At 46.6% G+C, this 21,489-nt stretch carries 15 protein-coding genes and 1 tRNA gene; 11 read left to right on the top strand and 5 right to left on the bottom strand.

The annotated features are described in order from the left end of the window. The first annotated feature begins 218 nt into the window (after positions 1-218). Positions 219-2,759, top strand: coding sequence for an Ig-like domain-containing protein (locus AACV32_RS06345; protein WP_170894788.1), 2,541 nt, complete (start codon positions 219-221; stop codon positions 2,757-2,759). Between the two features lie 105 nt (positions 2,760-2,864). Here AACV32_RS06345 and folD read toward each other — a convergent pair whose 3' ends face one another. Further along, positions 2,865-3,725: a bifunctional methylenetetrahydrofolate dehydrogenase/methenyltetrahydrofolate cyclohydrolase FolD gene (gene folD / locus AACV32_RS06340; RefSeq protein WP_010317168.1), complete on the bottom strand. Its 861-nt coding sequence runs from the start codon at positions 3,723-3,725 to the stop codon at positions 2,865-2,867. Between the two features lie 201 nt (positions 3,726-3,926). Between folD and AACV32_RS06335 the strand changes: the two genes are divergently transcribed. Both AACV32_RS06335 and AACV32_RS06330 read left to right on the top strand, forming a co-directional pair. Further along, positions 3,927-4,003, top strand: a tRNA-Arg gene (locus AACV32_RS06335). Positions 4,004-4,236: 233 nt separating this feature from the next. Further along, positions 4,237-5,343, top strand: coding sequence for a M23 family metallopeptidase (locus AACV32_RS06330; RefSeq protein WP_017044582.1), 1,107 nt, complete (start codon positions 4,237-4,239; stop codon positions 5,341-5,343). Between the two features lie 118 nt (positions 5,344-5,461). On the opposite strand, the gene AACV32_RS06325 is transcribed toward AACV32_RS06330, so the two are convergent. Beyond that, entirely contained in the window at positions 5,462-5,875 is a 414-nt protein-coding gene (locus AACV32_RS06325) for a VF530 family protein (RefSeq protein WP_013857204.1), read from the bottom strand. 331 nt (positions 5,876-6,206) lie between these two features. Between AACV32_RS06325 and AACV32_RS06320 the strand changes: the two genes are divergently transcribed. From AACV32_RS06320 to AACV32_RS06310, 3 genes are all read left to right on the top strand, one after another. Continuing rightward, positions 6,207-7,538: a ferredoxin reductase family protein gene (locus AACV32_RS06320; protein WP_170894787.1), complete on the top strand. Its 1,332-nt coding sequence runs from the start codon at positions 6,207-6,209 to the stop codon at positions 7,536-7,538. 214 nt (positions 7,539-7,752) lie between these two features. Then, positions 7,753-8,652, top strand: coding sequence for a homocysteine S-methyltransferase family protein (locus AACV32_RS06315; protein WP_129532400.1), 900 nt, complete (start codon positions 7,753-7,755; stop codon positions 8,650-8,652). Continuing rightward, on the top strand, positions 8,639-10,174 hold the full coding sequence (locus tag AACV32_RS06310) for a BCCT family transporter (protein WP_170894786.1): 1,536 nt from the start codon (positions 8,639-8,641) through the stop codon (positions 10,172-10,174). The genes AACV32_RS06315 and AACV32_RS06310 overlap by 14 nt, the downstream gene beginning before the upstream one ends. Positions 10,175-10,271: 97 nt before the next feature. On the opposite strand, the gene AACV32_RS06305 is transcribed toward AACV32_RS06310, so the two are convergent. Both AACV32_RS06305 and AACV32_RS06300 read right to left on the bottom strand, forming a co-directional pair. Then, complete coding sequence (locus AACV32_RS06305; protein ID WP_170894785.1) at positions 10,272-12,053, bottom strand: alpha-amylase family protein; 1,782 nt, start codon at positions 12,051-12,053, stop codon at positions 10,272-10,274. A gap of 197 nt (positions 12,054-12,250) precedes the next feature. Then, complete coding sequence (locus tag AACV32_RS06300; protein ID WP_026028635.1) at positions 12,251-13,489, bottom strand: DEAD/DEAH box helicase; 1,239 nt, start codon at positions 13,487-13,489, stop codon at positions 12,251-12,253. 324 nt (positions 13,490-13,813) lie between these two features. Between AACV32_RS06300 and AACV32_RS06295 the strand changes: the two genes are divergently transcribed. Further along, a complete protein-coding gene (locus AACV32_RS06295) occupies positions 13,814-14,587 on the top strand; it encodes a hypothetical protein (protein WP_017050198.1) in 774 nt (257 codons plus the stop codon). A 47-nt stretch (positions 14,588-14,634) separates the two neighbouring features. On the opposite strand, the gene AACV32_RS06290 is transcribed toward AACV32_RS06295, so the two are convergent. Beyond that, on the bottom strand, positions 14,635-16,002 hold the full coding sequence (locus tag AACV32_RS06290; protein WP_026028818.1) for an L-serine ammonia-lyase: 1,368 nt from the start codon (positions 16,000-16,002) through the stop codon (positions 14,635-14,637). Positions 16,003-16,125: 123 nt separating this feature from the next. On the opposite strand from AACV32_RS06290, the gene AACV32_RS06285 reads away from it, so the two are divergent. The 4 genes from AACV32_RS06285 to AACV32_RS06270 all read left to right on the top strand — a co-directional run bounded on the left by AACV32_RS06285 (position 16,126) and on the right by AACV32_RS06270 (position 21,299). Next, complete coding sequence (locus AACV32_RS06285; RefSeq protein ID WP_017050196.1) at positions 16,126-17,595, top strand: protein adenylyltransferase SelO; 1,470 nt, start codon at positions 16,126-16,128, stop codon at positions 17,593-17,595. A 117-nt stretch (positions 17,596-17,712) separates the two neighbouring features. Further along, on the top strand, positions 17,713-18,441 hold the full coding sequence (locus tag AACV32_RS06280; RefSeq protein WP_026028047.1) for a response regulator: 729 nt from the start codon (positions 17,713-17,715) through the stop codon (positions 18,439-18,441). Between the two features lie 2 nt (positions 18,442-18,443). After that, positions 18,444-19,898 carry an ATP-binding protein gene (locus AACV32_RS06275; RefSeq protein ID WP_017044591.1) on the top strand — a complete coding sequence of 485 codons (1,455 nt, stop codon included), beginning with the start codon at positions 18,444-18,446 and terminating at the stop codon, positions 19,896-19,898. Positions 19,899-20,045: 147 nt separating this feature from the next. Then, entirely contained in the window at positions 20,046-21,299 is a 1,254-nt protein-coding gene (locus tag AACV32_RS06270) for an ABC transporter substrate-binding protein (protein ID WP_026028633.1), read from the top strand. Positions 21,300-21,489: the final 190 nt, after the last annotated feature.

The following is a 21,489-nucleotide window of genomic DNA, read 5'->3' as shown; positions in this document are numbered from 1 at the left end:
AAAAGATTTGCAAGCGGTGTTGATGTTGAAATCATGCCGTGATTTTGAGCTGAGATAATTAAAATTATCAGTTATTTAGAGTGCAATTCTCGTCCTCTAGCTTATTAGTTATATACCCTGCCTACTTGATGTTGCCTTGTCTTTATCTCGCGTATTGCAGGCCACCACGTCAAGTTACTTGGGAACGGGTTAATTATTCATAAGCAAAGGAGAGAACAATGAGTTCTTATCTACTCAGAGCTGCCATCATTACAACGTTAGGGATAAGCTACCAAGCTCAAGCCTATAACTGTGATGGCTTGGGCTCTTGGGATACGGCCGCCATTTATACGTCCGGCGATAAAGTGACGCAATCTAACGCAGCCTATCAAGCTAACTATTGGACGCAGGGAAATGATCCTGCAAGCAATAACGGCCCCTGGGCATTTTGGCTATCACTCGGGCAGTGTGACAGCGGTGGTGGCAATGTTCCACCCACGCTAAATCTCGTTTCTCCTGCCAATAATGCACAAATCCCACAAGGCAGCTTAATCACGCTGCAAGCCACCGCGTCTGATAGCGATGGTAGCGTGGCACAGGTTGAATTTTTGATTAATGGCGTGTCGATCGCCGTCATCACACAAGCGCCTTTCCAAACCGATTGGACTGCCGCTTTAGGCGCAACCCAAGTGACTGCAATTGCCACTGATAATCAGGGTGCGACTACGTCAACAGAGTCAACCATCTCGGTTACGCCTGTTGGTGGTTTAGTGCCTCCTTCCATCTCCTTAACCAGCCCAACAGGTGCTGAGCAGCTAGCGGCTGGTGACTCATTGACGCTAAGCGCTAATACCACCGATTCGGATGGAACCGTCACGCAAGTTGATTTTTATGTGGATGGACAACTCGTCGCTTCAGATACTTCAGAACCTTATGCCCACGATTGGACTGCTGTCTCAGGCTCTCACACCTTTAAAGCCAAAGCGACGGATAATGATAACCAAACGACTCATAGCCAAGAGGTCGCCTTGGTTGTATCTGGAGGCTCAAGTGGTGGTTGTGCAGGTTTAGCAACCTATGTGGCGGGTAGCAGTTACGCTGCGGGCGAACTGGTGCAAAACAATAATCAAAAGTTCCGTTGTGATATCGCAGGTTGGTGCTCTTCCAGCTCAGCGTGGGCCTATGAGCCGGGCAAAGGAAGTTATTGGCAAGAAGCGTGGACAGGAATGGGCGCGTGCGCCACGCCACCTACCGTTTCATTGACGAGCCCTGCTGACAATGAAGTGATTCTGGCTGGTTCTACCATCCTGCTCAGCGCACAAGCTAATGATGCCGATGGCAGTGTAGTACAAGTGGAATTTCTTGTTGATGGCACGAGCCTTGGCGTAGTAAACCAAGCGCCTTATTCGGTTGAGTGGGTTGCGAGCAAGGTCGGAAGTACCACACTCAAAGCCATCGCAACCGATAATGACAATAATAGCGCTGAAAGTCAGATTAACGTTTCAGTAAGCGATCAAGCGTTAGTGGTGTCGTTAACATCGCCAACGCCAGGGCAAACCGTCGGTTTAGGTAAACCAGTCAATATTGCTGCCAATGCGACGTCACTCACTGGTGCTGTTTCTAAAGTCGATTTCTTAGTGAATGGAGCGGTGGTCGCAACTGATACCAGTGCGCCTTATGCCTACACTTGGACACCTACGGCTATCGGCGAATACACAGTGGCTGCGCAAGCTTATGATGCAGGCAGTAGTGTATTGTCAGACGCGGCTGCCGTGAAGGTGGTTGAACAGACACAGAAAAAGCACAAATTGATCGGTTACTGGCATAATTTTGTCAATGCTGCTGGCTGCCCAATGCGTCTCGCTGATATGTCTGATGCGTGGGATGTGATCGATATTGCATTTGCCGACAATGACCGCAACAGTAATGGAACCGTGCATTTCAATCTTTTCGCAGGCGATGCGCATAGTAGCTGTCCCGCCTTAGATGCTACCCAGTTCAAGCAAGATATGGCGACCTTGCAAGCCAAAGGCAAAGTTTTTGTTTTGTCACTTGGTGGCGCGGAAGGCAACATTACGCTCAATACTGACAGTGATGAAGCGCACTTTGTTGATAGTTTGACGGCGTTGATCAAAGAGTGGGGTTTTGATGGCTTGGATGTTGATTTAGAAAGTGGTTCTAACTTAATGCATGGCTCGCAAATTCAAGCGCGCTTGGGCCGGGCATTAAAGCAAATTGAAGCCAACATCGGCGGTGATATGTACCTGACCATGGCACCAGAACACCCTTATGTTCAAGGAGGAATGGTGGCTTATAGCGGCATTTGGGGTGCGTATATTCCTATCATCAATGAGGTTCGTGACACGCTCGATCTACTTCATGTCCAGCTCTATAACAACGGTGGGTTACCAAACCCTTATCTACCGGGTGCAGCACCTGAAGGTTCGGTGGATATGATGGTCGCTCAATCAAAAATGCTGTTAGAAGGGTTTGATTTGGCCGATGGTTCACGCTTTGAACCACTGCGTGACGATCAAGTTGCAATCGGTTTGCCTTCTGGCCCGAGCTCTGCCAACTCTGGGCAAGCGCCCACACAAAACATTCTTGATGCGTTGGACTGCTTAACCAAGGGAACCTCTTGCGCGACGGTGAAACCGAGTTTCAACTACCCTAACTACGGTGGTGTGATGACATGGTCTATTAACTGGGACGAACACGACGGCTACAATTTCTCTACGCCAATAGGCAACAAACTGACGCAAATGAATAATGCCCAATAAAGGCTAAGTTGGTTTATAACGCAAGAACCCCAGCGCAGTGCTGGGGTTCTTTTTGGCTCGCTCATCATAGCTATCAATAACCACTAGCAATAATCAATAACAAGATCAGTTATTGGGGTGAAATTGCTCGCATGCCAACAGGGTGTTTTCAATCAAACTGGCAACCGTCATTGGCCCGACACCACCCGGAACAGGGGTGATCAAGCTTGCTTTGGTGCGCGCTACATCGTACTCGACATCGCCAATCAGTTTGCCTGACTCCAAGCGGTTGATGCCCACATCAATCACCACGGCACCTTCTTTAATCCATGCACCGGGAATAAAATTGGGTTTACCAACGGCCACCACCAACAAATCAGCTTGGCGAACATGGTGCTCTAAATCTTTAGTGAAGCGGTGGCATGTGGTTGTGGTGCAACCAGCCAGTAGCAGCTCTAACGTCATTGGTCGGCCGACAATATTGGATGCGCCCACGATCACCGCATGCTTACCACGCAGTTGAACGTTATAGCGCTCAAGCAAAGTGATGATCCCTTTGGGCGTGCAAGAGCGCAGTTTAGGAATGCGTTGGGCTAAACGGCCCACATTGTAAGGGTGAAAACCATCGACATCTTTTTCAGGAACAATGCGTTCAAGCACATGGGTTGTGTCAATCCCGGCAGGTAAGGGCAGTTGCACTAAAATGCCGTCAATTTCAGGGTCGGCATTGAGCTTATCGATTAACGCCAGTAGTTCCTCTTCACCTGCAGTGGCCGGAAGATCATAGGATTTAGAAACAAAACCCACCTCTTCACAAGCACGACGTTTGCTGCCGACATACACTTGTGACGCAGGATCTTCTCCCACCAGCACCACCGCTAGCCCCGGAGCTCGAAGACCCACTTGAGTGCGAGCTTTTACCCGCGCCGCTACTTCAGAGCGAACCGTCTGGGAGATGAGTGTCCCATCAATATTTTGAGCAGTCATGGCTTTCCTTACACATTGGTCGCAAATATTTTTGGGCGCATTGTCGCAGATATTTAAAGTAACATCTATAAGCAAACGTTTGCTTTGTTCTGTTTTTCGTCACATGGTTAGCGAATGGCAGTTTTTTAGGCATTTGAAACAGAATGTTAGAGAAAGCGATTGATTTACGGAGTTCAACTCGTATAATCCTGTCCCTGTAGCGCGCCCTTAGCTCAGCTGGATAGAGCACGTCCCTTCTAAGGATGTGGTCGTAGGTTCGAATCCTACAGGGCGCGCCATTTATTCAAGAAAGCCCCGATAACTCAAAAAGTTGTCGGGGCTTTTGTTTTTCATGTTCATCCGTTCGGTTTTTTACTCCGATGGTACTTTTGTGCAGAGTGTTGATAATTTCATCGCTTTCATCTTATTACATCTTGCTCCTACTGGCCTCGCAAAACGCACCTTCTTAGCTATCCCACGAATATTTTGTGCCACACTCTATGTGAAATTTAATTCATATGGAGGGTGCGTAATGAATCTAACCAAATCTTCTTTAGTGACATGGTTTATCTGTTTTAGCCCAATGGTGGTAAGCCATCAGTTGTATCCTGATGTCGATACTCCACGGCTTAACGAAGCGCAGCTTGCAGAGAGCCAACTGCCATTTTCTCTGATTAGCGATGATGAGTTTGTTTTTCGACCTCATCAACGTCCTTTCAATATTGAAGATTTTATTGGTACCCATCAGCCAAATTGGCTTGAGCTTGTCGAGTCAGTTAGCCATTGGGCTGGGGCAACGGGGGTTGATCCTCGAGTGTTATTGACCACTTTAGCGTTATTAGAACAAGAGAGTGCTTTGGATCAAAGCTTGGACGATAGACAGCGGCAGATCAAAGATATTGCGAATCAACTGTCTCAGCGTTTTTATCACTATCAAGAAAGTTCATCGGCTCTTCACTACAATGCTGCGACATTAGCGGTCATGCAGCAATTGAATCGGGTGGATGATTGGGCGTTATGGAAATCGCAATATGAGCTTTGGTTTGGTGCTTTCAGCGAGCCACAAAACACACCAGCTCCTATGCGTATGGGAAACCTCATTGCTTCGCCTAGTGAGGGGTTTATGCAGTGGCCATGGCGCAAAGGGTATCAATGGATACCTAACGGTACGCATGCGCACAGTGGCTCAGGTTTTCCGCTTTCTTCAATCGACGTTTCTTACGATTGGCCAGCTTGGGGCGCGCCAACTTACAGTGTAACGGCCGCGCATGATGGCTACGTGTCGGTGATGTCTCGGTGCCAACTGCGCGTGACGCATCCAAACGGTTGGGCGACGAACTATTACCATATGGGCGGAATCCAAGTCGCGAATAATCAGTGGGTGACGAAAGACAGTAAGTTGGGTGTTTATGCTAATCAGCGTTCCATTGCTTTGTGTGAAGGTGGATCGTCCACCGGCCCTCACTTGCACTTCTCATTGCTTTATCAAGGGCGTTTTCAATCTTTACAAGGTGTGAGTTTTGGGCCATATAAGGTTCAGACTGGGCGATATAGTTACGATAATCATTGCCAATATACATGGCTGTATGACCAACGTAAGCAGCAGAAAGTCTGCTTATGGCAACCTATTTATAATTAAGGTTCACGCTGAAATGTTGTGATGGAAAATGTTGGTGCAAGGTTCTCTCTTACACCAACATTCATTTTGCGCTCAACCGATTTGTTGTGTCGTGAGCCGATCACTGACTTATCGTTCTTTAACGACGAAACGAACGGTTACGTGCGGAACGCTCTTTATGGGCAGAAGCCGCTTTAGCCTGTGAGTTTAAAATGGAATCAACCGTCAGCTCCATTGGCTCTTTAGGTTTGAGGCCATGCGGGAAAGTGCGCGCGCGCGGTGGCAGATCATATTCTTCAGCTGAAGCGCGTGGCATACGTTTAAAGCGATATAGGTAGAAGTTTTCTACTTTCTCTCTCGCCCAATCGGTTTTATTGAGATATTTCACGCTGCTGGCAACCGATGGGTTGGTATGGAAGCAGTTAAAACGCATTGCCGTATCGAGAATATCCCAACCGTAAAAATCCACTAGTTCTTGCAGTAATGTTTCTAACTTAAGACCGTGTAATGGGTTATTTCTTTGTAATTCAATTCTTTCTTCTTCAGTCATCATAACGAGTTCCTAAGTAGTTCACTAACCGAGGCCAGCAGGGGTGCATGGTTTTCGTTGGTTTTTTATTCAAACAACGTGGCATCACGAATGATCATCTCTTAACACGCTAGTTGAAGGGGCCGCATTCTAACAGAATTCAGTGACCCTCCCTAAGATTATCGTGCGGAAGATCAGCGTTGTTTGATTGGTCAGATTTTTCTGCGTTCAATAAAAGGACATAGCGCTTAAAGAGCTTGGATTGTCGTCTTTACACAGATTTACTTGTTACTTCATCTACTTTACGTTGTGCTTGTTACTCTTAGATAACCTTTCTATTTAAGTGGTTATTGTGATGAGCAGAGTAAGCAAAACGGTATTGATTGTGATGGTGGTTGTCTCGGTATTATGGATGCAAGCCGAGCCAACGCTTTTGGTGTCGGAAAACCTCTTCAAGTGGCGATCGGCTTTTATCCAGTGGTCAGGCATTTTGTCCATTGTGGCGATGTCATTGGCTATGGTGCTGGCGCTTCGTTTGCCCCTTGTTGAGCAGTGGACACAAGGAATCGATAAAGGCTATCGGATACACAAATGGCTGGGCATTTCGGCCACGTTGCTTGGTTTATTTCACTGGCTTTGTTACCAGATACCGAAATGGATGATCGCACTTGAGCTCCTGACTAAACCTAATCGGCTCAATGGCTCTGGCCCACAGGGGAACTTGTCGGGTTTTGCGCTTTGGGTAAAAGAGATGCGCCCGATGGGGTTAGCCATTGGCGAATGGGGGTTCTACTCATTATTGCTGCTGGTGGGTGTATCACTGTGGCTAACCATTAAATACAAACCGTTTCGCTTATCGCACCGTTTGATGGCGGTGGTGTACCTTTTGCTGGCTGGGCATTCGGTATTATTGTTGAAAAAGGCGTATTGGGGCTGGCCGATTTATTGGTTAGTGTTGATGTTTATTGCGCTTGGCTCCGCGGCAGCAGTCTACAGTTTGCTTGGATTTGTGGGCCGAAATGCACGTTATTCAGCGAAGATTAGCGCATGCCACTACTGCGCAGCGAGCCAAACGTTAGATTTAAGAATTAAGATGGAGAAACCTTGGCCCGGACACAAAGCAGGGCAGTTTGCCTATTTGAGTTTTGTTGGCGAAGAGCCGCATCCGTTTACTATTGCTTCGTACAATAAGGCTAATGAGCTGCGATTTTTGATCAAAGAGCTCGGCGATTTTACCACTGGCCTTTATAAGAGAATTACCGTGGGTGAGCCGATTGAGGTCGAAGGTCCATATGGACGATTTGAGTTTTATAGTGATAGGCCACAAGTCTGGATTGGTGGCGGTGTCGGCATCGCTCCATTTATGGCTGGGTTAGATTATTTACACACGGTAAAAGCGCATCCGGCTACTTATCTGTTCTTCTGCTGCCATCATGCAGAGCAAGCCCTGTGTGATGAGCTTAAGCAGAAAGCATTGCGTGCAGGTGTCTCCCTCACAGTGATTGATTCAAGCATTGCGCCGCATTTGTCTGCCGAGACTATTGCTCGCCAGTGTGGTGATTTAAGTGGTTTTGAGTTTTTCTTTTGTGGCCCTGTTGCGTTTTCACGGACTTTAAAACAGGCGTTGAAGCCTTACCATGTAGACGTTGAAACTCAGTTCCATGAAGAGTTGTTTATGATGCGTTGAGTATTTGTTGTGAAATGACCAAGCCCCATGTTTTCTAAGAATTACAGCACGAATGACAGCATGAACAACAGATAGTGACCTTGCGAAAAAGAATAGATAAATCAAATCACTTACTTGAATAAAATTCATATTGCAGTTCAATGTTATTCACTATGATCTTGCTCACAGTATGCTTCAATGGCACTGACCAATAAAGCATTATGGATACGATATTATGAGCAAATTAACCCTTCTTGATGGTGGCATGGGGCGTGAATTAAAAAGAATTGGCGCTCCTTTTTCTCAGCCACTTTGGAGCGCGCAAGCGCTGATTGAATCTCCACAACATGTTCGTTTAGCTCACCAAGGATTTATTGATAGCGGTGCCGACATCATCACGGTGAATAGCTATGCGTGTGTCCCTTTTCACTTGGGCGAGTCACTATATCAAACCGATGGTGCAAGGTTAGCGAACTTAGCCGCGCAGATTGCTGCGGAAGTAGCACAGCAGTCAGAACGTCCGATTTTAGTGGCGGGTTCTATGCCACCGGCTATGGGAAGCTATCGGCCTGATCTCTTTCAAGCCGAAGTCGCACGAGCGATTTCACTCACTTTGTATCAAGCACAAGATCCTTATGTGGACGTCTGGTTAGCGGAGACGATTGCCAGTTTAGAAGAGTTGAGCATGATCCAATCGGTGTTTGCCTCATCAACCAAGCCTTGCTATTACGCACTGACTCTGAAAGATGACTCTAATATCGCACAATTGCGTTCTGGGCAGTCAGTGTCTGAAGCCGCAGAACAAATCTATTCTGCGGGTGGGGCGGGTATTTTCTTTAACTGCTCAATACCCGAGGTGATGGCTGATGCCATTCAACAGGCGAAAACGGTGTTGGAAGGCCGAGCGCAAAAGATTGAAATCGGCGTTTATGCAAACAGTTTTACGCCGATTAAATCGGATCATGCCGCTAACGAAACCGTACAAGCCATGCGTGAGTTTAGTGCAGAAGATTATCTCGCATTTGCCAAGCAGTGGTATGCCCTCGGTGCAACCGTGATCGGCGGATGTTGTGGCATCACCCCTCGCCATATTCAAGCACTTTATGAATGGAGGCGCAGTTTTGAAAAATCTTAATTATGGATTGGCTTTTCCTGCGATTGCGTTAGTGCTTGTTTTGTTAACGGTATCTGCGCTTTATCCAGCCACCTCTCAAGCGATGGCGGCGCAAGCTATGGGCTGGGTGAGCCACTGGTTTGGCTGGTTAGTACAGATGGCAAGTTTGGCGTTAGTGTTTTTTTTACTGTGGCTAGCGTGTTCGAAATACGGCCGCATTCGTTTAGGTGAAGAAAAAACTGAATACAGTAATTTTTCTTACGGCGGGATGATTTTTACCGCTGGCGTCGGGGCGTCACTCATTTACTGGGCGATAGGTGAGCCGATGTATTACTTACAATCACCGCCGTTATTTGCTGAGCCTAATAGTTATCCTGCTGCGGCATGGGCCGTTACCTACTCTATTTTTCATTGGGGCATTACTGGCTGGGCGATTTACTGCTTTCCAGCGATTCCGTTTGCTTATGCATTTTATGTACAAAAAAAACGCACGTTAAAAGTTTCCAGTTTGTGTTCTTCGGTAGTGGGTGACCATCCTTTGGTGGCAAAAAGTATCGATCTATTGTCGATTTTTGGTACGTTGGCCGCGTTTGCTAGCTCGCTAGCCTTAACTGTGACCTTGGTCAGCGCCGGTGTGGCAGAGCTGTTACAAATTGAGAATAGCCTTGGCTTACAAGGCACAATTATTGTGCTTTTTGTGGCTGCGTTAGTGGTTGTGATGGGGGTTGGTTTTAATCAGGGTATCAACATGATTTCTAACTGGACAGTCAGCATGGCGGTGTTGTTTGCCCTGTTTGTATTATTGGCGACTCAACCTTCTTTCATTCTTAATAGTTTCACTGACTCGCTGGGCGTGATGTTGGATAATTTCTTTAGAATGTCATTGTGGACAGACCCTGTTCAGCAAAGTGGTTTTGCACAAGGCTGGACTCAGTACTATTGGTTTTGGTATTACGCGTACTTGATTATGATGGGCCTATTCATCACGCGAATTTCTCGTGGACGAACGATTCGTGAAGTGGTTTTGTACACCATCTCGATGGGCGCTTTGGGTTGTGCATTTTTTATCTCCATTTTTGGTGGCTATGCGGTGTGGACTCAAATGCTGGGCGGTTTACCCGTTCAGGGCTGGATGGCAGAAGGTGGCTTAACCTACGCAGTGGTTTCATTGATAAAAACCTTGCCTGGGGGAAATGGGGTGCTTGGGCTATTTCTGCTCATTCAGTTTTTATTGATGCTGACCACTATGTCCAGTGCGAGTGTTGCGACGGCGATGCTCACCACCAATGAATTGGCTTTGAATGGTGATCCCGATAATCGAGTAAAATTGCTTTGGGCCTGTGCGATTGGGCTGATCAGTTTAAGTGTATTTTTGGCTGGGGGAGGGATTGAAACCATTAAGTCGCTTTGTGTGGTCGCAGGCCTTCCTATGATGTTCATTTACGCCATCATGCTCAAAACCTTTTTACATACTTTAGGCATTTTGCCCAATCAGCATAAGCGGGAATCTGATCAAGAGCCCGTGTTAATGAAAGTCACTTAAAGCAAGCCTTAACCTTATAGCGTTTAGCAAAACAAGCCAGCACGATGAAGATGCTGGCTTGTTGTATTGAAAGAAGACCAATGACTCTCTTTGAGGTTTAAATATTATTGAGAACCATGAAATGGGTCGAAAGTGGGGTGAAGTCGATCATCACATAGCTCTCTTGTTCGTTGACGAAGAGCGTCAGCGTTTGTTGATTTAGCGGATCGAATAAAGTGTGCTCACCACAGGTTAACTGCCAATAAGTGGTCAATGCTTTAGGTAAATGCAGTTTTACGGTTTTGCCACTTGTGGCACTGAAGTTCGCTGCGATGATCAGCTTTTGTGACGGGTTAGAGCGAGCAAAGGCAAATAAGTAATCTTGTTGGTCGGAGAAGTGTTCAACATTGGCGGCGTACAGATCATGATATTCACCGGTCAGTGCGGGGCTCTGTTTGACTAAATTCAGTAATGTTGAGTAGAAATGGCGCAGCTGCTTCTCGCTCTCGTTTAATTGGCCACCATCAAATGCGCCGTTATTCATCCATTTTTGGTGTTGTGGAACACCGATATAGTCAAAAATAGAGGTGCGAGAAGGCTGGCCAAAGCCGGCATGTTCCGCTCCCGGTTCGCCCACTTCTTGCCCAAAATAAAGCAAGGTTGGTGAGCTGGATAAACAGGCTGAAATCAACATGGCTGGGCGTGCTTTATGTGCTTCCCCTGCAAATTCAGGCGAGGCAATTCTCTGCTCGTCATGGTTTTCCAAGAAATGCAGCATGTGATGCTCAATGTCGCGCAGTTGATATTCAATACGACCAATCTCTTTGGTAGAGCCGTGTCCTTTCATGATGGCTTTGAGACTATCGTAAAGGTCGACTTTGTCGTACAGATAGTCCATTTTCCCGATCTGGATGTAATCGCGGTATAAATCTGGCTGATACACCTCTGCCATTAAAAAAGCATCGGGGGTGTGTAGCCTAATTGCCGAGTTGAGATAGCTCCAAAATTCAATCGGTACCATTTCGGCCATATCATAACGAAAGCCATCCACGCCTTTATCGAGCCAATAAAGAGCGATATCCCTAAATTTACGCCATGAATCCGGGACACTTTTGTCTTGCCAGAAAATGGCGTGTTCAAGGTGAGATAGGAAACGGTATTGCTGCGGAAGCTCGGCAAAATCTTTGCCTCCATCAGGTTTGATGCCGTAGTTTATTTTGATGGTTTCATACCAATCATCGATGTTCGGCTTGGCTAAACGAGATCCATTGCCTGTCCATTTTGCGGGGTGTTCGTAAAACGGGGTGGCTAAATCTGGGTGGCATTCACCGCCCAACGGTAGTAATGAGGTGGGAATATCTGGCAGTTTAAAGGGGGTGTCGGGTAGGTAATAGAAGTTATTGTCCCTGGCGTATTGCACACTGGTATCATCATTTTCACCAAAATCATTGACTCCGACAGGGTTATTGAGCCCTTGATATTGGCGCGCCACGTGATTAGGGACAATGTCGATGATGACTTTCATACCCGCTTGGTGTGTACGCTTAATCAAGGCTTCAAATTCGTGATTACGCTGAGCTGGGTCGTCGGCTAAATCAGGGTTTATCGAATAGTAGTCTTTAATGGCGTAAGGCGAGCCCGCTCTACCTTTGACAACACTTGGGTGATCATTCTCTATTCCCCATGCGCGGTAATCACTCACCAGTGCGTGATGTAAAACACCGGTATACCAAATATGAGTGATCCCAAGTTGATGAATTGCATTGAGTGCATCGTCAGTGAAGTCACTTAATTTACCGACGCCATTTTGTTCTTTCGTTGCCCAAGGTGTGTTGCAACGGTTTGTATTACCGAATAAGCGCGTGAAAACTTGATAGATAGTGTATTTGTTGTAAGCCATAACGTGTCAACCTAAGCGATGATGGGATGCGAGAAATAGGAGATGAGTTGCAGGCTAATAGAAGTTGATGAAGACAGAATCATCCTTGAGTAGTGATTTTGGGGCGTAGAGAGAAAGAAGGCGTAAAAGTGTGATGCGGGAATGGTTTAGTCAACAAAATCCCACCGGGCGGTGGGATTTGTAAAAAAGCATTATGCTTATGAGCGTTTTTCTTGTTTAGGGCGAGGGCTACGACGCGGTGCACTTGAGTGCTCGTTATCACGCTTTTTCAAGTGGTAATTTAAAATGGAAATAGGCACGTCTTTTTTCGGTGTGAAACCTTCAATTTCTTTACGCACAAGCAAATGTCCTAAGCGGCTTTCAATCATGCACAAGTTTTTAAAATCATCGCGTGATACGAGAGAAATTGCTTCACCGGTTGCACCAGCACGACCGGTTCGTCCAATACGGTGAATGTAGTTCTCCGCAGGATAAGGCAAGTCGTAATTCACCACTCTTTCTAAGTTATCAATATCAATACCGCGCGCGGCAACGCCCGTTGCAATCAAAAATTGCAGTTTACCTGCTTTGAAATCGGCTAATAATTTTTCACGAACTTCTTGGCTACGGCCACTGTGAAACGCCTCTGCCGCAATGCCACGCTTTTCCAGTTGGCTCGCCAGCTTTGCCGCACCGTGTTTGGTTTCGATGAAAATCATCGCTTGTTGCCATTGGTTTTCAGTAATCAAATGGCTCAGTAGTGCAGATTTTTGATCTTTATCGACAGTGATAATCCACTGCTCAATTTGATTTGGCGTGCGGTTGTAACCAGCGACATCAATTTCAATCGGATCATTAATGGCTGATTTAGCCAACTCGCGCACTGGGCGAGAAAGGGTCGCCGAAAACAGCAAGTTCTGACGGTTTAGTGGCAGGCGATCAACAATTTTATTGATGTCTTCAATGAAACCCATGTCGAGCATGCGGTCAGCTTCATCCATCACCAACACTTCAAGCTCATCAAAATGAACGGCGCGTTGGCCATACATATCAAGCAAGCGCCCCGGCGTGGCGATTAAAATATCCACCCCTTCAATCAAGCGTTGTTTTTGTTTTTGCGAATCGACACCGCCGTACATCGCAAGGCAGGTTAAGGGCAGATACTTTGCGTATTGAGTGACGTTCTCTTCCACTTGCAGAGCCAATTCGCGAGTGGGCGCTAAAATTAATGCGCGAACACGTTTGGCGCGCTGAGTTGTTCCTTGACTAAGCATCTGCAAAATGGGCAGTACAAAGCTAGCGGTTTTACCCGTGCCGGTTTGCGCTGCCGCAATGACATTTTTACCCGTCAAAATGGCTGGGATTGCCTGTTCTTGAATCGGTGTTGGGGCAGAATAGCCGAGTTCGTGAACGGCTTTTAAGATTGGATCGCTCAATCCTAGGTTGGAAAATGGCATGCGGGCTCTCAGTGTTAAAAAGTCAAAACAGTTAGCAAGCGATGGCTTTCTCATCGTAAGGCGCTACGCCCTAATACTTTGAGTGCAACTCATCGCAAATTCGGCGCATTCTAGCATGAACTCTTCAAATGCGGTGAGATACCTCAGTGTCAGCGATTGTCTCTTTATTCAGAATAGCGCCTCGTTGCCGAGTCACTAATATGAGATACCAATAAGATTGTTATCAATGAGTGCGTGGAGTTGGATTGGCATCACAGAGCTTTTAGAACAAGTGGGATCTATTTTAGATATATTAACCTTACTTATTTGTCAGGGAATAGATTCATGGAATATCAGCAGCTACCGATCCAGTATACTGTGGTGAGTGCGTTAAAATTAGTCCAAAAAAATTGGCTGACTCTCATGCTGCAATCTTCACCTTTTTTGGTGGTGAATCTCTATTTCACGATTGGTGTTGTTGACTTTGATGATCCACAACAGTTGTTCACATTAACGAATGTCATTGTTTATGTGCTTTATACGGTAACGGCGGCGATGGCGACAGTGCGCTTGCATCGTTTGGTTCTGCTGGGTGAAAAATCTTGCCGTTTGAGCACGATTTTTTACTTAAGTTCGCGTGAATTGCGCTTTATTGGATGGTGGGCTGCGTTAGGCGCCATACTGTTTGCCATTCTAATCATACCCATGTTTATCATTGGCCCGCTGGCAAATATAGTGGCTATGCCAATGTGGTTAATTCAGCTTTGTACCTATGCCGCAATGCTGCCTATTGGCTGGTTTATCTCCCGCTGGTCATTAGTTTTGCCAGCAACAGCACTAGATCATCAACCTAGAGGTTTGAGTGTCGCGTGGCAAATGTCAAAGCCCCACGCCAAAGCACTATTTGTGCTGATAGGTGTGATCCCCATGCTTATCAACGCACTACTACAGCCCTTGTTTAATCTACATTTTCTGCCATTGACATTATTATTGTCACTCGTCTGGTTAGTGGTTTGTGCGGTTGAGATTTGTGTGTTGTCGCTCAGCTTTCAGTGGATTGTGCAGCGAGAAGCGATTACCCAGAACCAAGAGTTACGCATTCCTGAATTTACCGCTTAAACAAGCCCTGTATTCACACAGGGCTTGATGAGGATTGAACGGTATTACTATTCACAAGGTGGTGATAGGTGGATTAACGCTAAGCCGCCTAATGAGGTTTCACGATATTTCCGATTCATATCTTTCCCCGTCTGGTACATGGTCTCAATCACTTTATCTAGAGAAATTAAGCATTTGCTGGTCCGTTTTAGGGCCATGCGTGAAGCGTTAATCGCTTTCACAGCTCCCATTGCATTGCGTTCGATGCAAGGGACTTGAACTAAGCCACCCATTGGGTCGCATGTCATACCCAATGAATGCTCCATGGCAATTTCAGCCGCCATGCAAATTTGTTCGTTGCTGCCACCTCTTAGCGCGGTCAACCCTGCCGCTGCCATTGAGGAAGAGACTCCAATCTCTCCTTGACAGCCTACTTCGGCCCCCGAAATAGAAGCATTGGTTTTGTACAAAATACCAATAGCGCCAGCCACGGCGAGAAAATCTTTCAACTGCTTAGTGTCAAGCTCTCGGATAAAGCGGTGGTAATACATTAATACGGCGGGTATCACTCCTGCCGCGCCATTGGTTGGCGAGGTAACCACTTGCCCTCCCGCTGCATTTTCTTCACTGACCGCGAAAGCAAACAGGTTAATCCAGTCCATGATCTCCATTGGGTCACTTTCAATCGCCGCGTTAGCTTCCAGCTTTTTGAGCAGTGCTGGTGCGCGGCGCGTGACATGCAACCCACCTTCGAGAATGCCTTCCGTTTCAAAGCCGCGCTGCATGCAGAGCGACATCACTTTCCAGATTTGATCGGCTTTGTGGTTAATCGTTTCAAGGTCATGAAATGCTATTTCATTGCGCAAAACGAGACTGCCTAAACTTAAGCCATGTTTTTCGGCTTTAAAGAGTAATTCATCAGCAGAAGTAAAAGGAAATTCGACCTCCACGGGTGCATTTGCACTACCGTGTTCCAACTCTTTGGCGGTAGCAACAAAACCGCCTCCCACCGAGTAGTAAGTTTCAAAGGCTAACGTTTCTCCTTGCGCTCCCAAAGCGGTAATCGTCATACCATTTTCATGTAAGGGAAGATTAGTATTTTGGAAGAGGAGGTCTGTTTTTAGCTGGAATGGAATGAGCTTTTTTCCCGCTAAATTAAGCTCACCGTGTTCAATAGCATGCGCTAGCGCTTGATTGGCGCTGGTGATTTTGATGGTGTCAGGCTTATTGCCCAGCAGACCTAATATCACGGCGCGATCAGTGTGGTGGCCACGTCCTGTAAGTGATAATGAACCGTAAAGGTCAATCTGCACTCTTGCCACTTGCGTTAAATCAGCAATGATTTGGCTAAATTGATAGCCTGCAATCATTGGCCCATTGGTGTGTGAGCTAGAAGGGCCCACACCAATTTTAAAAATATCAAAAATGGATAACATCGACTTCACCTTGAATGTGACCTGTAATAGGTGACAACTTTGCCTAATAATACCCTAGTCTAGAGCTCAAGTATTTGCTAACGTGCAAAAGTCTAACCAAAAACCATATTATGAGGACTTCGCATGTCGATTTGGAATGAAGTAACACTGCACACTCGCTATGGTGAATTACCCTCGGCTTTTTATTCTCCAGTGAACCCAGCGCCTTTAGACAATGTGCGTTGGGTTGCTTGGAATGCCTCACTGGCTGGCGATTTGTCTTTACCAACACAACCTAATGATGAGCTACTGCACAGCCTGTCTGGCCAAGTTATTCCCGCGCAATTTAAGCCATTAGCGATGAAATACGCGGGCCATCAATTTGGTATTTATAACCCTGATTTGGGTGATGGCCGTGGCTTACTACTGGCCGAAATCGAGAGTAAAACGGGCGAAGTGTATGATCTGCATTTGAAGGGTGCTGGACTTACGCCTTATTCGCGTATGGGGGATGGCCGCGCCGTACTGCGCTCCACTATTCGCGAATACTTGTGTAGTGAGGCGATGGCGGGTCTTGGGATTGCGACCACAAGAGCATTAGCGATGATGAGCAGTGACACGCCTGTTTATCGAGAAAAACAAGAGCGAGGTGCGCTGCTGGTACGTGTAGCGCAGAGCCATATTCGCTTTGGCCATTTTGAACATTTTTTCTATACCAACCAATTAGCAGAGCAAAAGCAACTGGCTGATAAAGTGATTGAGTGGCATTACCCTGATTGCCTTACACAAGAAAAACCTTATGCGGCCATGTTTAGTCACATTGTTGAGCGTACTGCTAAGATGATTGCTGATTGGCAAGCGGTTGGATTTGCCCATGGTGTGATGAATACCGACAATATGTCAATTCTCGGTCAAACCTTTGACTACGGTCCTTTTGCTTTTCTCGATGATTATGAACCGACTTATATTGGCAATCACTCCGATTATCAAGGCCGCTACGCGTTTGATCAGCAGCCGCGTGTGGCGTTGTGGAACCTGTCCGCTTTAGCTCATGCATTGTCACCGTTAGTGGAAAGAAGCGATCTGGAAGAGGCACTCGCTCAGTTTGAAGCGCAGCTCGGCCGTTATTTTAGCCAGCAAATGCGTCGTAAATTGGGGTTGTTGACCTCTCTGCCCGGTGATTCTGTGTTGTTTGAGCAAATGTTTGAGTTATTAACCAAAAATCACACCGATTACACTCGCTTTTTCCGGCAACTATCCAACTTGGATCGAGAAGGAAAGCAACCTGTATTGAATCTCTTCATTGACCGCGCTGCCGCTCAGTCTTGGCTTGAACAGTATCTGGCTCGTTGTGAGCGAGAAATCGACAGTTCGGGGAACGCGATTTCGATTGAGCAGCGCTGCGCAGAGATGAGAAAAGTGAATCCGAAATATATTTTGCGTAATTATTTGGCTCAACAAGCGATTGATAAAGCAGAACAGGGTGATTACCAACAAGTGCACCAATTAGCACAATTGTTAGCCAACCCTTATGCCGAGCAGCCGGAAAAGAGTCATTTTGCCCAGCTTCCTCCTGAATGGGGGAAAAAAATGGAAATCAGTTGTTCCTCATAAGTAACGCATTTTGTGATCTCTATCTAGACAGAATTCAAACTTTACATAAATATCAATAATCAAAAAAATGACCTATAGCTACACTAGGCCGATCAGTTGAAAATATGGATAGTGGACATGCAGGCAAGAACGCGCATTCTAGTCGTGGATGATGACGAAGAGATTCGGCAATTATTAGATGAGTACTTGACGAAGTCTGGTTTTGATATCGTCACCACCGCGGATGGCATCGAGCTATTAGCCTATTTGGAACGCAACAGTTATCCCGATCTTATTTTGTTGGATGTGATGATGCCCGGAGACGATGGTTTTACTTTATGCCAAAAAATCCGTCGTCATTCGAACGTTCCTATCATTATGTTGACCGCGGTTTCTGATGAAACTGACCAAATCATTGGTTTAGAAATTGGCGCGGATGATTATGTGGCGAAACCTTTTAACCCGCGTCAGTTAATGGCGCGCATCAAGGCTTTGCTGCGCCGGGTACAAGTCAATGATGAAAAAACAACCGATGCGTTGCCCAAACAAATTACGTTTGGTGATTGGCAGCTCGATACCTTGTCACACCGAATTACACATCTAGAGCGTGCCGATGAGCATGACTTGTCGGGCAGTGATTTTGCACTACTGATGCTGTTTTTAACCCGGCCTAAGGAAGTGCTTGATCGCGATACCATCTCATTTGCTACTCGTGGACGTGAAGCGCTCCCTTTTGAGCGAGGTATCGACGTGCAACTTAGCCGTTTACGTCAGCGATTGGGTGATAGTGCAAAATACCCTCACTACATTAAAACTATGCGTGGCAACGGCTATATTCTGGCCGTTCCGGTCAGTTACGGCCATTAAAAATGACGCTAAGACGTCTCTTTTCACGCTTAAAACCCAACTCTCTTGTCTCACGAACACTGCTGCTGACTTTGTTGGCGGTGGTGATAGCGCAGGGCATTGCAACGGCGATTTGGTACAGCCAATCTAAACAAAAAGAGTTGGAAGGGATCAGTTCCGTTTCTTCTAGCATGGCAGGTATGTTTGCTTCCACCGTGACCTTTTTTCAATCACTACCCGTCAAATATCGGCATATCGTGCTGGATCAAATTCGCAATATGGGGGGAACCCGTTTTTTTGTCTCATTCAATAAAGAGCCATTGACTGTGGAGCCGATTATCGATACGCCGCTCAAGCGAGCTTCAGTCGATGCGGTGAGGGAAGTGTTGCAACAAAAGCTCAATAACGTTGAGAGTATTCAAGTTGAATTTACCAAACCAGAACATTTGCGGTTACTAAAAAACGATATTTTTCTCAGCGACTTACCTAAGTCGTGGGCCTATCATACACTCACACTTGAACCGCTAAACCCGCCAGTGTTGGTGGTGCAAATCGAACTATCAAGCCATGAATGGGTTTACGTGGCGGCGCTACTTCCCGCTCCATACGTGAAATTGGATGACACTCTACTAAGAAAAGAGCAGATCTTATTTCTCTTTTTTTCCACCACCATTTTGTTAGCGTTGACCTACTTGCTTATGCGCCGCCAAGTTCGGCCACTGAGAAATTTAGCCAAAGCGGCGAATGAGATGAGTATGGATATTGCCCAGCGTCCCTTGCGTGAAGAGGGGGCGACAGAATTGATCACGGCGACCCGCGCATTCAATCGTATGCAGCAACGAATTCGACGTTACGTTGCCGATAGAGAGCATCTGTTTTCGGCCATCTCTCATGATTTAAAAACACCCATCACCCGCTTACGCCTAAGGGCTGAATTGCTCGAAAGCGATGTTAAGCGCGAAAAATTTAACCGCGATCTCGATGAGCTAGAGATGATGGTTAAAGGGGCATTGCAGTGCGTGCGAGATACCGATTTACACGAAAATAACAGCAGTATTGATCTCAATGAGATGATTCAGACGATTGCTGAAGGGTACAACTTAACTCGCCAAGTGGTCCATTTTACGCCTACACAGCTTGAACCGATAATCGCTAAGCCTCTAGCTATTCAACGAGTATTGACAAACTTGATTGGCAATGGCGTGAAGTATGGTCAGCAAGTGTGGGTGAAGTTGGAAGAAAATCCAGAGTGGGTGGTTATCACCATTCAAGACCAAGGCCCGGGGATCCCGATAGATAAATTAGAAGCGGTCTTTGAGCCCTATTTTCGCCTTGCCGATGATGATCAAGGCCACGGTCTTGGCCTTGGAATATGCCGAAGTATTTTACATGGACACGGCGGAGATCTCATTTTACGCAATCCAGCTCATGGTGGTCTGGAAGCACAAGTCTTTATCCCACCTACCTTAGCGGTGTAGTGTAACGCTTTCGTTACGTTAAAATTACGGTTTGTTTCAACGAAAAAAATTTTCTTTGATTAGACTAGTAGGTAAACGATCAGCACTTTAATGGTTAATAAAAGTTTGCGAATCAGGTTTGCCGAATCAAAACCAAGGAAGATGATGATGAAATTTCATAACACTCTGCTTGCTTTATCTTTCCTCTTTGTCTCTTTCATCCCTTCAACTCATGCTGGTGAAGTGGAAGTACTCCATTGGTGGACTTCCGGTGGTGAAGCCAAGTCGATAGCTGTGCTCACCGAAATGTTGGAGCAGCAAGGCCATAGTTGGAAAGATTTCGCTGTCGCAGGTGGTGGTGGTGAAAGTGCCATGACGGTATTGAAAACGCGCGCGGTGTCGGGTAACCCACCGTCGGCGGCTCAAATTAAAGGACACGATATTCAAGAATGGGCGGGGCTTGGTTTTCTCACGAACCTTAACGACGTAGCCAAACAGGGGGGGTGGGATGAAGTCGTACCACCGATGATCACCAATGTCATGAAGTGGAATGGCCAATATGTGGCCGTGCCAGTTAACGTGCATCGCGTCAACTGGTTGTGGGTTAACCCTGCGGTACTGGCTAAAGTGGGTGCTAAAGTGCCAACCACGTTAGACGAGTTTTTTGTTGCGGGCGATAAGATCAAAGCCGCGGGTTATGTGCCACTGGCGCACGGTGGTCAACCTTGGCAAGACGCGACGGTTTTTGAAACGGTGGCGTTGAGCGTTCTTGGCTCACAAGATTACGTGAAAGCGTTTGTTGAGCTTGATATGGCTGTGCTCGCGGGCGATAAAATGGTTGACGTGTTTAGCCAGTTTAAAAAAGTTCATGACTACGTTGATGTTAACTCTCCAGGCCGTGATTGGAACGTTGCGACTTCAATGGTGATAAATGGTGAAGCGGCGATGCAGATCATGGGCGACTGGGCAAAAGGTGAGTTTACCGCAGCGGGCAAAGTTGCGGGTAAAGATTACCTGTGCGTGGCCGCGCCAGGTACGGCCGATCAATTTATCCATAATGTCGATAGTTTTGTCTTTTTTGAGCTAACTGATGCAGACAATAAGCAGGCGCAAAAAGCGCTAGCCGCCACGATCCTAGATCCTAAATTCCAAGAGGTATTTAACCTCAACAAAGGCTCGATCCCGGTACGCACAGATATGAATATGTCAAAATTTGACCAGTGCGCGTTGGACTCAATGGCGGCCTTTAAAGCGACGGCTAAGTCCAACAACCTTGTGCCCAGTATTGCCCATGGTATGTCGACAACCAGCTATGCCCAAGGCGCGATTTTTGATGTCGTAACGAACTTCTTCAATGATCCGAAAGCGGATCCAAAACAAGCAGCACAAAAACTAGCGAAAGCGGTGAAAGCTGCGATGTAGCCCTAACCCCCAGAGTGGGTAGGTTTTTTAGCCTGCCTGCTCACCCTCTTCTTTTTTGTAGCACACCACTTTCTGTGTGCTACTAACATAATCTGTCGGTTCTAACCAATTAGCGCGCTCTCCGATAAAGAGCTCGGGGGGAGTGCCCAAACTAGGCTTGCTGTTTGGGCGGAGGGTGCGCTTCCTTCCC

The sequence above is a fragment of the Vibrio sp. B7 genome, assembly GCF_963888765.1.
Taxonomy (GTDB): domain Bacteria; phylum Pseudomonadota; class Gammaproteobacteria; order Enterobacterales; family Vibrionaceae; genus Vibrio; species Vibrio anguillarum.
This window is presented reverse-complemented; position numbering and strand designations above follow the sequence as displayed.